General features: G+C 73.0%; 7 protein-coding genes. 6 read left to right on the forward strand and 1 reads right to left on the reverse strand.

What is annotated here, in order from left to right:
- Positions 1 to 123: 123 nt before the first annotated feature.
- The 6 genes from WME98_RS04310 (at position 124) to WME98_RS04335 (ending at position 12630) form a co-directional block, all read left to right on the forward strand.
- Positions 124 to 4875, forward strand: coding sequence for a multicopper oxidase domain-containing protein (locus WME98_RS04310; RefSeq protein ID WP_437950099.1), 4752 nt, complete (start codon positions 124 to 126; stop codon positions 4873 to 4875).
- Positions 4872 to 6875, forward strand: a complete 2004-nt coding sequence (locus tag WME98_RS04315) for a YncE family protein (RefSeq protein ID WP_437950100.1) — start codon at positions 4872 to 4874, stop codon at positions 6873 to 6875. The genes WME98_RS04310 and WME98_RS04315 overlap by 4 nt, the downstream gene beginning before the upstream one ends.
- 8 nt (positions 6876 to 6883) lie before the next feature.
- Positions 6884 to 7492, forward strand: a complete 609-nt coding sequence (locus tag WME98_RS04320; protein ID WP_437950101.1) for an SCO family protein — start codon at positions 6884 to 6886, stop codon at positions 7490 to 7492.
- 1 nt (position 7493) lies between these two features.
- Positions 7494 to 9125: an ABC transporter substrate-binding protein gene (locus WME98_RS04325; protein WP_437950102.1), complete on the forward strand. Its 1632-nt coding sequence runs from the start codon at positions 7494 to 7496 to the stop codon at positions 9123 to 9125.
- A 55-nt stretch (positions 9126 to 9180) separates the two neighbouring features.
- Entirely contained in the window at positions 9181 to 11079 is a 1899-nt protein-coding gene (gene ilvD, locus WME98_RS04330) for a dihydroxy-acid dehydratase (RefSeq protein WP_437950103.1), read from the forward strand.
- 213 nt (positions 11080 to 11292) lie between these two features.
- Entirely contained in the window at positions 11293 to 12630 is a 1338-nt protein-coding gene (locus tag WME98_RS04335; protein WP_437950104.1) for a formylglycine-generating enzyme family protein, read from the forward strand.
- A gap of 139 nt (positions 12631 to 12769) precedes the next feature.
- On the opposite strand, the gene bluB is transcribed toward WME98_RS04335, so the two are convergent.
- Positions 12770 to 13444: a 5,6-dimethylbenzimidazole synthase gene (gene bluB, locus WME98_RS04340; protein WP_437950105.1), complete on the reverse strand. Its 675-nt coding sequence runs from the start codon at positions 13442 to 13444 to the stop codon at positions 12770 to 12772.
- Positions 13445 to 13595 lie beyond the last annotated feature (151 nt).

The raw sequence follows: 13595 nt of genomic DNA on the forward strand, positions 1-13595 counted from the left end.
TCACGCGCCAATGGATCGGCCGATGCTCGGTGGACAGCTGCGCGCCGATCTCCTGTGGACACGTGGGCGTAGCCGCTATCCAGGGCTGGGCGTGCAGGTGTGGCATTCGGAGGAGACGACACCTTGTTCAACAAGAGGCTGATTGGAGCTCTCGCCTGGGCTTCCGTAGCGCTAGCGCTCGCAGGCTGCGCCGGCGAAGACGCTCCGCGGGACGAGGATGGGGACGAGGATCTGTCCGGCAAGTCCGGAGACAACGGCGCGCGGGCGAACACCAGGGTCGTGTTCGCGGACGTCGTCGCGCTCGATCAGGTCTACGTGTACAACCGATTCGGGTCCTTCAACCCGGCCGGCATGATCTACGCGCTCGCGCGGGACGTCGTGCCCATCCGGAAGGACGAGCCGCTCGGCCCGGGCAACGCCATGCTGCGGCCAGGCAAGCGGCCGAGGCCGCTCGTGCTGCGCGTGAACCTCGGCGACACCCTGCAGATCAGGTTCACCAACCTGCTCAGCCCGCCGAACCAGCGCCCGGACGACTCCCCGAAGACACGGAGCGCGGGCATCCACGTCACAGGGCTGCAGATCGAGAACATCGAGTCGCTCGGCGGCAACGTCGGGTTGAGCCCCGACTCCCTCGCCGAGCCCGGCGAGACGCGCTTCTACGAGCTGTTCGCCGACCGGGAGGGGCCGTTCTTCATGCACAGCGCCGGCGCCATGGTCGGCGGCGAAGGGAGCGGCGGGCAGATCGTCCAGGGGCTGTTCGGCTCGGTCAACGTCGAGCCCGCGGGGGCGGTCGCGTACCGGTCGCAGGTCACCGCCGAGGAGCTCGCCGCCGCCTCGCTGCCCACGCCGAACCCCGACGGGACACCCAGGATCGACTACGACGCCCTCGACGCGTGGGGCGAGCCGATCCTCAGGATGATCAACGATCGCGACGAGATCGTGCACGGCGACCTCAACGCGATCATCGCCGGCTACGACGAGAGCCAGCTCGATCCGCCGAACCCGGAGATCCGGGGCCGCTTCCGCGAGTTCACGGCGCTGTTCCACGACGAGCTGAAGGTCGTCCAGGCGTTCCGGGAGCTCGAGCAGGACGAGGCGTTCCAGGGCGTGCGCGACGGATTCGGCATCAACTACGGCGCCTCCGGGATGGGCGCCATCCTCCTTGCCAACCGGGCGAGGATCGGCCCGAGCAAGGAATGTATCGAGTGCAAATTCGAGGAGTTCTTCCTGACCTCGTGGCCCAACGGCGACCCGGCGATGAACGTCGAGCGGGACAGGGACGGCGACGCGATCCGGGCGCTGTTCCCCGACGATCCCTCGAACGTCCATCACGCGTACCTCGGCGACCCCGTCTGGATCAGGAACCTCCACGCCGGGCCGAAGGAGACGCACGTCTTCCACCTCCACGCGCACCAGTGGCAGCGGGCGCCGAACAACGACAACGGCACGACCCTGGACGCGCAGAGCATCGGCCCGGGCGCGGCCTTCACCTACAACGTCGGCAGAGCGGGCAGCCGGGCCCTGACCCCGGGGGACGCGATCTTTCACTGCCACCTGTATCCCCATTTCGCGCAGGGCATGTGGGAGCTCTTCCGCACCCACGACGTCTTCGAGGCCGGCACGCGCGATCGCTTCCTGCCCGACGGCGAGATCAAGCAGGGGACGCCCACGCCCGCCGTCGTGCCGATCCCGAAGCTCGGGATGCCGCCCATGCCGACCTACGCGCCCACCGCCGTAGCGCTCCCCGACGGCACGATCGCGACGCGGCCGCCCATGCCGGGGTATCCGTTCTACATCGCCGCCGTGGCGGGCCGCAGGCCCTCTCAGCCGCCGCTCGACCTCCTCGTCGACGGCGGGCTCCAGCGCCACCTCATCACCAGCGTGCCACCGGACGGCGCGGTGCTCGGCGCGCAAGGCAGGTTCGACGTGGACCTCGTGGCGGCCAACATCAAGCTGCTCCCCCCGGAAGGGACGCCCCTCGAGCTCTCGGCCCGGGCTTTCCACGCCGGCCAGTTCCCGGGGGCCCGCCCCTTCGAGACCGGTAGATTCCCTTCCAGCGTCTATCCTGCGTTCACGCCGGAGGGCGCGCTGTCGGTGTTCGCCGTCAACGGCCAGCCGGCGGCCCCGGGCGCGCCGTACACGGACCCGTGCCCCGTGGGGACACCGGAGCGCAGGTACCGCAGCGCGTTCCTCCAGATCGACGGCGTGGTCAACAAACGCGGCTGGCACGACCCGCAGATGCGCATCCTCGTCCTCGAGGACGACGTCGATGCGACCCTGTCGGGCGCCCGGCCGCCGGAGCCGCTGTTCATCCGCGCCAACTCGGGCGAGTGCGTCGTCTCCGAGGCCACGAACCTGCTCCCCGCCTCCCTGGAAGAGGACCCGTTCCAGATCTTCACGCCCACCGACATCGTCGGCCAGCACATCCACCTCGTGAAGTTTGACGTCACCTCCTCCGACGGCGCCGCCAACGGCTTCAACTACGAGGACGGGACGTTCTCGTCAGAGGAGGTCGTCCAGCGCATCGACGCGGCCAACAACCTCGGCGGCGCTTTTCTGCCGGACGGCACCGTCAATGAGGGCGGCGTCCGCGTCCCGCTGATCGCGCAGCCGCACCCGCGCATCCACAACGGCATGGTCGGCCTGCAGACCACGGTGCAGCGCTGGTGGGCCGACCCGGTCGTGACCCAGCAAAACGTGGACCGCACTCTGGAAACCTCATTCTCCCACGACCATTTCGGCCCCTCTTCGCACCAGCATCACGGCCTCTACATGGGCCTGGTCATCGAGCCGAGAGGCTCGGTCTGGCGCGACCCCGAGACCGGGGCCGTCTTCGGCACGCGCGGCGACGGCGGGCCCACGAGCTTCCGCGCCGACATCCTCCCGCCGAGCGGCTCCGAGCACCCGCCGTACCGCGAGTTCAACCTCGCGATCGCCGACTTCGCCCTCCTCTTCGACGAGTGCGGCAATCCGGTGAACCCGCCGACGGCGCAGGAGGCGCCGCTCCCGCTCGCGGTCGATCACCGCGACGTCTTCGCCCCGGAGGTGATCTCGTCGCGCGACCCCGGCGGCCAGATCGTGAACTACCGCAACGAGCCCATCCCGCTCCGCATCGCCGAGCGCGACTGCAGGACAGGACGGGTGAAGCAGAAGCCCGGAGAGGAGGGCGAGATGCACAACGTGTTCAGCTCGCGAGTCCACGGCGATCCCGTCACGCCCCTGCTCCTCGCTCGCCAGGGAGACGCCCTCCGGTTGCGCCTCATCCAGGGCGCGCAGGAGGAGCAGCACGTGTTCTCGGTCCACGGCCAGAAGTGGAACAACTCGGACGAGGATCCGGACAGCGGCTACTCGAACGCTCAGCCCATCGGGCTCTCCGAGCACTTCGATTTCGCGCTCACGCCGGCGGGCGCCGGGCCAAGCGGCGACTACCTCTACCAGGGCGCGCCCACCGACGATCTCTGGGACGGCGTCTGGGGCATCCTCAGGATCATGCCGCCGTGCGATCCGGGCGGTCCGTGCGGTCCGGGCGGTCCGGGCCTCTTGCCGCTGCCCGCGCCCCCAGGCCCGCCAGCGCCCGCGCATCGAGGCTTCGAGACCTGCCCGGCGAGCGCGCCCGTCACGAGGTATGTCGTCCACGCGATCACCGCGAAGGGCAACCTGCCGGGTCACCGCCTCATCTACAACGACAAGTTCGAGCTCTTCGATCCCGACGCCATCCTGTTCGTGCGCGCCGAGGATCTGCCCGATCTCCGCGCCGGGCTCCGCGCCCCGGAGCCGCTCATCCTGCGCGCCGCCGCGGGCGACTGCATCCAGGTCACGCTCGTCAACGAGCTGCCCTTCGTGCTGCCCAAGACGCCGCACTGGAACTATAGCCCCCCGATCATCGACGGCTTCAACACCAACCAGGTGCGGCCCTCGAACCACGTCTCGCTTCACCCGCAGCTCGTCACCTACGACGTCAAGACCGACGACGGCGCCAACGTCGGGTTCAACGAGCCGCAGACGATCGCGCCCGGCGAGCTCCGCGAGTACACCTGGTATGCCGGCGAGTTCGCCCAGCTGGACGGCATGTCGGGCCCCATCGAGCCGCGCGCCGTCGAGTACGGCGCCATCAACCTGAGGGACATGGCCGACGTCGTGAACCACGGCATGCACGGCGCCGTCGGCGCCCTCATCATCGAGCCCGAGGGCGCGGTCTGGCGCAGCGATCCGGGCACCCACGCCCAGGCGGACGTCGTCTTCACCGACGAGCATGGCGCCGCGCGCTCGTTCCGGGAGCTCGTGGCCGTCTACCAGGACGAAGTCGGCCTGCACTCGACCCAACCGAGGTTCCAGTGCCTCGATCGGGGGCTCAACTGCGGCACGGCCCTGCGGAACATGGACGGCGAGGACGACGCCGAGGACACCGGTCAAGACGCCTTCAACTACCGCACCGAGCCGCTCTGGGCGCGGATCGGGGTACCGCCCGAGATCGCGAGCGACGAGCTCAATGATCGGGACCTGCGCGATATCTTCAGCTCCAAGGTCCACGGCGACCCGGCGACGCCGATCTTCCTGGCCAACGCCGCCCAGCCGGTGCGCGTGCGCGTCGTGCAGCCGTCCGGCCACCATCGCCAGCACGCCTTCAGCTTCTGGAGCACGTCGTGGCCGCACAACCCCTTTGCCCTGGGAGCGCGCTCCCGCCGCATCGGCGACAACCACGAGGTGCTGAACATCGCAGTGGAGAACGCAATAGGACCCATGACACACCGCAATATCGTCCCCTTCGCCCCGGCAGGCGGGGATTTCCTCGTCCCCGGCGACCGGATGTACAACGAACAGGCGCTCCCCATGCTCGCGAACGGGCTCTGGGGCCTCTTCCGGGTGCTGCCGTGAGGGCCTCCGCCGCGTCGCGCCGGCTCTCGCTGGCAGCAGGCCTCCTCGGCGCCGCCGCTTCGATGGCCTGCAGCCGGCGGGAGCCGCCTCCCCTGCCGGCCGCCGGGGCCCCGGCGCCCGCCGGGGCCCCGGCGCCCGCCGAGGCCGCCGTCGGGGGTGAGCCCAGCGCGGCCGTGAGCCGGATCGAGCGAGATGGGCTGTCGATCGCCTTCGAGCTCCGGCCGATCCCCGGCGCCGGAGGGCGCCTCGAGGCGCGCTCCGACGCGACCGCCGTCTTCACGATCACCGACGCCGCCACGGGCGCGCCCGCGCGCGACCTGTCGCCGCTCGCGTGGATGACGAGGCGCGCGGGGGCGCCGCCCGACGACGCCGGGTGCCAGGAGAAGATCAAGAGCTTCATGGCCGGCCTCATCTCGGTGCGCCCGGACGTCGACATGAACGCTTCCCTCCTGTGGACGCAGAACGACGACAACACGCTGTCGGTCATCAACTCGCAGATCGCGTTCAGCCGGAGCAAGCTGCGCAGCCTCGTCACGCTCGCGGCCGGCTCCACGTCGCTCGCGCTCCACCCGGACGGGAGCCGCCTCTACGTGACGCTCCAGAACGGGCGAGGCCTCGCCGTCGTCGACACGAGGCGGAGCATGGTGGAGGCCAACGTGCCTGTCGGCGCGGACCCGATGCGCGTCGCGGTGGCCCCGGACGGGCGCACCGTGTGGGTCGGCAACGACGGCGACGGGACGGTCAGCGTCGTCGACGCGCGCGTGGCGGAGGTGCTGAAGACGCTGCACGTCGGCGCCGGGCACCACGAGATCGCCTTCTCGGACGGCGGGCGCACCGCCTGGATCACGAGCCGCGACGCCGGCTCCGTCACGGCCGTCGACACCGGCGCGCTCGAGCCCGTCGCCGAGATCGAGATCGGCGAGGGCGCCGCCGCCGTCGCGGCGAGCGACGCCGCCGGCGCCGTCTACGTCGCGAACGAGCAGCGGGGCGAGATCGCGATCCTCGACGCCGGGCGCCGCGCCCTCTCCAGCCGCGTCGCCGTCAAGCCCGGCGTCAGCGCGGTCCAGTTCGAGCCGAGCGGCCGCTTCGCCTTCGCGCTCAACCCGGCGAAGGGCGAGGTGTCGATCCTCGACGCCTCGACGGGCGCGCTCGCGCACACGCTCGCCGGGTTCGCGAGCCCCGACGCGATCGCCTTCACGAACGCGTACGCCTACGTGAGGAACCTCGGCGAGAACCGGGTCTCGCTCATCGAGCTGCCCTCGCTACAGCGGCCCGGCAAGCTGGCGGTCATCGAGGTCCAGGTCGGCCAGCAGGCGCCCCGCGCGTCGAAGAGCGCGAGGAGCGCCGCGCCGTTCGCCCTCCTGCCGGAGGGCAACGGCGCCGTCATCGCGAGCCCGGCCGACAAGGCGCTTTACTACTACGTCGAAGGCATGATGGCGCCGATGGGCACGCTCTCGAACTACGACCGAGAGCCCCGGGCGGCGCTCATCGAGGATCGCACGCTGAAGGAGGTGCAGCCCGGCGTGTACGCGACGACGGTCCGGCTCGGCGAGGCGGGCGCGTACGACGTCGAGCTCCTGCTCGGCGACCGCCGCGTGGCCGCGTGCCTCGAGGCGACGGTCGCGCCGTCGGGCGTCCCGGTCGAGGACCGCTCGCCCGGGCTCACCGTCGAGCCGCTCTTCGACGGCAGCGTCGAGCTCGAGGTCGCGAAGCCCGTGACGCTGCGCTTCCGCGCGACGCCGAGGGCGCCTGCGCCTCCCCTCGAAGCCAAGGAGATGAAGGTCATGATCTTTCGATTCCCGATCGGATTCCGCGACGTCGCGCTGCCCCGCGCCGAGCCGGACGGCGCCTTCTCGGTGACGTTCACGCCCCCCGAGCCCGGCCGGTACCGGTTCATGGTCGAGGCCGAGTCGCGCAAAGCTCCGCTCGGCGCGCTGCCGTACGTCGATCTCCACGCCGGCTCGCCCGGCGCCGCGCCGGCGGCGGGAGGCGCGCGATGAGGCGCGCGATGAGGCGCGCCGCGCCTGTGCTCGCGGCGGCCGTCGCGCTCGCGCTCGCGCCCGCGAGCCCGGCCGCGGAGCCGGCGCCGGAGCGGCCCCGCGCGCGGGCCGCCGCCTCGCCCGCCGGCGACGCCGCGGCCGCGGCGTACTTCACCGACACGGAGCTCGTCGATCAGGACGGTCGCGCGCGGCGCTTCTACACCGACCTCCTGCGCGGCCGGAAGGTCCTCATCCACTTCGCCTTCACCTCGTGCAAGGGCGCGTGCCCGACGATGACGGCGAACCTCGCGCGCGTTCAGGCGCTGCTCGGCAAGCGCGCCGGCAAGGAGGTCGCGATCCTCACGATCACGGTCGATCCCGTGAACGACACGCCGAAGGTGCTCAAGCAGTTCGCCGCCAAGTTCAACGCGGGCGACGGCTGGCGCTTCCTGACCGGGACGCCGGAGAACGTGGAGAAGGTCCTCGGGCGCCTCGGCGGGCTCACGAAGAAGCCGGAGGAGCACACCTCGACGCTGCTCATCGGCGACACGACGACCGGCATGTGGGTGAAGACGATCGCCACCGAGCGCCCCGAGACGATCGTGCACCTGGTCGATCACATCAACGACAAGCCGTGAGGTGCACGTGGGCCATCTCGTGACGATGCGGGGGCGCCGCGCGCTCGCCGCCGCGCTCTCGGCGCTCGGCCTCGCCGCCGCGCTGAAGGGCGCCGCGGCCCCCGGCGACGCGCCCGCGCCCGCGCCCGACGGCGCGGCCTCGTGCGCCGCGCTCAGCCCGGCGGCCCTGCGCGGCAGGCGCATCTTCCACCACGGGGCCCTCGCCTCGGGCGAGCCGGTCGAGGGCCGCCTCGGCGCGAGCGGCGCCGCGCTGCAGGGCAAGGCGGCGGCGTGCGCCGGCTGCCACGGCCGGAGCGGCGACGGCACGTCGGAGGGCGGCGTCGCGGCGCCGCCGCTCACCCCCGAGCGGCTCTTCGCCGCCGATCGCGCGGGGGGCCCCTACACCGCGGAGGCGCTCGCGGCCGCCGTCCGCGACGGGAGGACGCCGGCGTCCCGGGAGCTCAACCTCGTCATGCCGCGCTACCGGCTCGACCGCGCGCACATCGACGATCTCGTCGCGTACCTGCGCTGCGTCGGCCGCGACGCCGATCCCGGCGTCTCGCCGGAGGCGCTCCGGCTCGGCGCCGCGCTCCCGCTCACCGGGCGCTTCGCGGCGGCGGGCGCCGCGGCCCGCGACGTGCTCGCCGCGGCGTTCGCGGAGGTGAACGCGCAAGGCGGTGTCTTCCGGCGGCGGCTCGAGCTCGTGGTGGCCGACAGCGGGGACGCCCTCGACGGCGCGGCCGCGACCGCGCGCCTCCTCGACCAGCGGGTCTTCGCGCTCGTCGGCAGCGTGTGGGGCGGCGACGCCGGCGCGATGGCGCGCCTCTCCGCCGACGAGGTGCCGCTCGTGGGCCCGCTCGGGTCCGGCCTCCCGGCCTCGGATCCGGGCGACGGCGTCGTGTTCCACCTCCGGCCCGGCCTCGACACGCTCGCGCGCGTCGCCGTCGCGCACCTCGCCGGCGCCCCTGCGCCCCCCGGCGCCGAGGCGCTGCTCGTCGTCCACCCGGCGGACCCGCGCGGCGACGCCTTCCTCCGGGGGGCGCGCGCCGAGGCGCAGGCGCGCGGACTGCCGGCCCCGGCCTCCCTCTCCTTCGAGCCCGGCCGCTTCGACGCCGCCGCCGCGGCGGACGCCGCGGCGCGCCTCCGGCCCCGGGCCGTCCTGCTCGCCGGCGAGGGCGACGAGCTCTCGCGGTGGCTCGATGCGGCGCGGCCCTCGTCGGGCCCGTCCCCCGCCCTCTACGCGCCCGCGTCGCTGCTGCCGCGCGATCCCGCGTCGCTCCGGCGCGCCGCCGCCGCGCGGCTCCTGCTCCTCCACCCGGGCCCGCTCGACGACGCCGAGCGGCTCGGCCTGCGCGCGCTCTCCGCGTTCCTGGAGCGCAGCCGCGTCCCGCCGCGGCACACCGCCTTTCAGGCGAGCGCGTACGCCGCCGCCCGCGTCCTCGTCGAGGCGCTCAAGCGCGCCGGCGCCCACGTGACCCGGCCCGCCCTCATCGCGGCGCTCGAGGAGCTCCGGGACTTCGATCCCGGCCCGGGTCCGGCGATCACCTTCGGCAGGAACCGGCGCGTCGGCGCTTACGGGGCGAGCCTCGCCGCCGTCGATCCGGCGTCGCGCGACGTCGCGCCGGTGTCCGCGTGGGTCGAGGTGGTACCCTGACGCCGGCCCCGCCTGTCGGCTAGGCGCCACGGCTGGAACGGAGTAGGTTCCGGGCATGGCCGGATACCGCAGTCGTACATCCACCCAGGGACGCAACATGGCAGGGGCGCGCGCGCTGTGGCGCGCCACCGGCATGAAGGACGCGGACTTCGAGAAGCCGATCATCGCCATTGCCAACAGCTTCACGCAGTTCGTCCCGGGGCACGTCCACCTCCACGACGTGGGGCAGCGGGCGAAGAAGGTCATCGACGCCGCGGGCGGGTGGGGCGTCGAGTTCAACACCATCGCCATCGACGACGGCATCGCGATGGGCCACGCCGGCATGCTGTACTCGCTGCCGAGCCGGGAGCTCATCGCCGACAGCGTCGAGTACATGGTCAACGCGCACTGCGCCGACGCGCTGCTCTGCATCTCGAACTGCGACAAGATCACGCCCGGCATGCTGCTCGCGGCGATGCGGCTCAACGTGCCGACCGTCTTCGTCTCCGGCGGTCCGATGGAGGCGGGCAAGATCGTCGGGACGCACGACCGCGACGGCAAGCCGCTCATCCGCAAGCTCGACCTCATCGATCCGATGATCGCGGCGAGCGACGACAAGGTGTCCGACGCGGATCTCGCCGCGATGGAGCGGTCCGCGTGCCCGACCTGCGGCTCGTGCTCCGGCATGTTCACGGCGAACAGCATGAACTGCCTCAACGAGGCGCTCGGCCTGGCGCTGCCCGGCAACGGCACGCTGCTCGCGACGCACGCGGCGCGCTGGGAGCTCTTCGAGGCGGCCTCGAAGCGCGTCGTCGAGCTCGCGAAGCGCTACTACGTCGACGGGGACGCCTCGGTGCTGCCGCGGAGCATCGCGACGTTCGAGGCCTTCGAGAACGCGATGGCGCTCGACATCGCGATGGGCGGCTCGACGAACACGGTCCTCCACCTCCTGGCGGTGGCCCGCGAGGCGCAGGTGGACTTCAAGATGTCGGACATCGACCGGATGTCGCGCAAGGTGCCGAACATCTGCAAGGTGGCGCCGTCGTCGCACCACCACGTCGAGGACGTGCACCGCGCGGGCGGCGTGCTGACGATCGTCGGGGAGCTCGATCGCGCGGGGCTCATCCACCGGCAGGTGGGCACGGTCCACGCGCGCACGCTCGGCGACGCGATCGACGAGAACGACATCCGCCGCCCCACCGCGACGGCGGCCGCGAAGAAGCGCGCGCTCGCCGCGCCGGGCGGCGTCCCGACCACGGTCGCGTTCTCGCAGGACAAGTACTTCGCCGACACCGACGACGACGCCGAGAAGGGCTGCATCCGCGACGTCGCGCACGCGTACAGCCGCGAGGGCGGCCTCGCCGTGCTCTACGGCAACATCGCGGCGGACGGCTGCATCGTGAAGACCGCGGGCGTCGACCCCGAGATCTGGAAGTTCGAGGGGCCCGCGCGGGTGTTCCAGTCGCAGGAGGCGGCGTGCGACGCGATCTGGAACAACCAGATCCGCTCGGGCGACGTGGTCGTCATCGTCTACGAGGGGCCGAAGGGCGGCCCGGGCATGCAGGAGATGCTCTATCCGACGTCGTTCCTGAAGGGGAAGGGCCTCGGCAAGGCGTGCGCCCTCATCACCGACGGCCGGTTCAGCGGCGGCACGTCGGGCCTGAGCATCGGGCACGTCTCGCCCGAGGCGGCCGAGGGCGGGAACATCGGGCTCATCGAGGAGGGCGACCGCATCCGGATCGACATCCCCGCCCGGACCATCGACGTCCTCGTCAGCGACGCGGAGCTCGAGCGCCGCCGCCGCGCCGCCGAGGCGCGGGGCGCCGATGCGTTCAAGCCGAACCGCGATCGCAAGGTCTCCCCTGCCCTGCGGGCCTATGCGCTCATGGCCACGAGCGCCGCCAATGGCGCTGTCCGCGACGTCGGCCAGATCGAGCCCGGGCGGCGCGAAGGCGGCGCCGCGCAGCGCAAGTAGCCAATCCGGAGCCGTCGAGTCGTTGCCCGCCTGACGAGGTCACGGCGCGGGCGGCGCGGCGGCGAGCGCGGCCCCGCCATCACGGCGGCCGCCCCGGCCGACAGAGCGCGCCCGGGCTCGCGCTCGCCGGAGGCACGGCCCGCGTCGCCCGGGTCGAGCCTCCCTGCGCTCGACGCGACGCCGTGGCGCATGCCATGGCGTATCATGCCGTACATGAGACAATTGGCGCTCCTCGTGTCCATCTCTCTCGTGTCGGGTTGCAATGCGCGGGTCCGCGATTTCCCCGACGATCGCGGCGACGGGGGCTCCGGCGCCGAGCCTGGAGACGGCGGTCGCGGCGGCAGCGGCGGCAGCGGCGCCAGCAGCAGCAGCGCCAGCGGCAGCAGCGGCGGCGCCGGCGGCGGCGACGGGCCGGGGGCCTGCGTCGATCCGGCGGAGGACTGCCCGCCGGCGCAGGGCCCGTGCATGGAAGCGGTGTGCAGCGAGGGCGCGTGCGCGCAGCGGCCGCGGCCGGCGGGGACGCCCTGTGGGCCGGACGGCGGCGCGGAGTGCGATGCCGCCGGCGTCTGCATGCCGTGCGAGGGCGGCGATGAATGCGGCGAGTGCGGGGACCCGGGTTGCCCCAACGCGTGCGGCTCGCCGGACGTGATGGCCATGCCGCCGAGCTGCGCGAGCGGCGCGCCCGGCGCCGGGGACAGCTGCGGACCTGGCGGCGCGAGCTGCTGCGGCAACAGGTTGGTCCCCTGCGGCACGTACCTGAGGAGCTACGACGGCGCTTCGAGCACGGACGACTCGTTCCCTGCGGCCGTCAGCGATTTCCGGCTGGACAAATTCGAGATCACGGTGGGTCGATTTCGAGCCTTCGTGGAGGCCGGCCGGGGCGTGCAGGGGAACCCGCCCGCGATCGGGGCTGGCCGGAACCCTCACGTCGACGGCAGCGGATGGATCGCGGGGTGGAACCAGCGGCTCGAGCCGAACACCGCGGCGCTGAAATCGGCGCTGCAATGCAATGGTGATCGCCTCTGGACATGGACCGACGCGCCGGGGCCGAACGAGGAGCTCCCGATCAACTGCATCACGTGGTTCGAGGCGTTCGCGTTCTGCGCGTGGGACGGCGGCCGCCTGCCCACCGAGGCGGAGTGGAACTACGCGGCGGCCGGCGGCGACGAGCACCGGCCGTACCCGTGGGGCGCCGCCCTCGACAGCGAGCGCGCCGCCTATGGTTGCACCGGCGATGGGAGCGCCGCGGGAGACTGCGCGCTGAGCGACATCCTGCGGGTGGGGTCGAAGCCGAGCGGAGACGGGCGATGGGGGCACTCGGATCTGGCCGGCAACCTGTGGGAGTGGACGATGGACTGGTGGCGCGACGCGCTCCCCACGCCGTGCATCGACTGCGTGCATCGCGTGGACGGCGAGCGCGACGCGACGCGGGTCACGCGCGGCGGGAGCTACCGCGCGCCAGCGGCGGACCTGCGCGCGGGCAACCGCGACTTCAGCTACCCCTTCGACCGCGTCAACAACATCGGCGCCCGCTGCGCGCGGGACCCGTAGGCCGCGCAGCGCGGCTCGCTCGTCGCGCTCGTCGCGCTCGTCTCGCTCGTCGCGCTCGTCGCGCTCGTCTCGCTCGTCTCGCTCGTCTCGCTCGTCTCGCTCGCGCGCTCGCGCGCTCGCCGGCGCGAGCGCGACGCGCTCACGGGCGGCGGCCCGCGGGCGCGGTGGCTTCCTCGGGCCAGACGTTCTCGGCGACGAGCTCCGAGAGCGGGCGGCGCGCTGCCCAGCCGCACGCCTCGAGCATGGGGCGACCGTAGAACTCCTCCACGTGACCGACGCAGAGGATGGCGAGCGGCCTGCTGCCCGGCGGCATGCCGAGCAGCGCGGCCAGCCGGTCCGGCTCGAAGAGCGACACCCACCCGACGCCGAGCCCCTCCGCGCGCGCGGCGAGCCACAGGTTCTGGATGGCCGCGGCCACCGACGCGACATCCATCTCGGGCATCGTGCGGCGGCCGAACACGTGCGCCTCGCGCCCCGCCATGAGGCCGGCGACGAGCAGCTCGCCGCACTCCAGGACGCCCTCGACCTTGAGGCGCATGAACTCGTCCTCGCGCTCGCCGAGCGCGCGCGCCGTGGCGAGGCGCTCCGCCTCGACGAGCGCGTGGATGTCGCGCCGGAGCGCCGGCGCCGTGATCCGCACGAAGCGCCAGGGCTGCATCATGCCCACGCTCGGCGCCGCGTGCGCGGCCGCGAGCAGCCTGGCGAGCGCGTCGGGGTCCACCGGCCCGGGCAGGAAGTGGCGCATGTCGCGCCGCTCGTGGATGGCGCGGTACACGGCGGCGATCTCCGGATCGTTGAAGCGGTGGCTCGACATGGTCCCTCGCGTCGCGCGCCGGGCCGCAGGACGGCCGCGATCCGGCGCTGCGGATCCGCGACTGCGTAGCACCGCCTGCGCGGCGGCGTCAGCGCGCCCGGGGCGGCCGGCCGATCGGCCTCGCCCGCCGACCGGCCTTGCCCGCCGATCG

This window comes from Sorangium sp. So ce296 (genome assembly GCF_051529605.1).
In the GTDB taxonomy this organism is placed as follows: Bacteria; Myxococcota_A; Polyangia; order Polyangiales; family Polyangiaceae; genus Sorangium; species Sorangium cellulosum_D.

Coding starts and splice junctions, on each gene's coding strand:
- WME98_RS04320 (WP_437950101.1), top strand. CDS start 6,884: ATGAGGCGCGCCGCGCCTGTGCTCGCGGCGGCCGTCGCGCTCGCGCTC.
- ilvD (WP_437950103.1), top strand. CDS start 9,181: ATGGCCGGATACCGCAGTCGTACATCCACCCAGGGACGCAACATGGCA.
- WME98_RS04335 (WP_437950104.1), top strand. CDS start 11,293: ATGAGACAATTGGCGCTCCTCGTGTCCATCTCTCTCGTGTCGGGTTGC.
- bluB (WP_437950105.1), bottom strand. CDS start 13,444: ATGTCGAGCCACCGCTTCAACGATCCGGAGATCGCCGCCGTGTACCGC.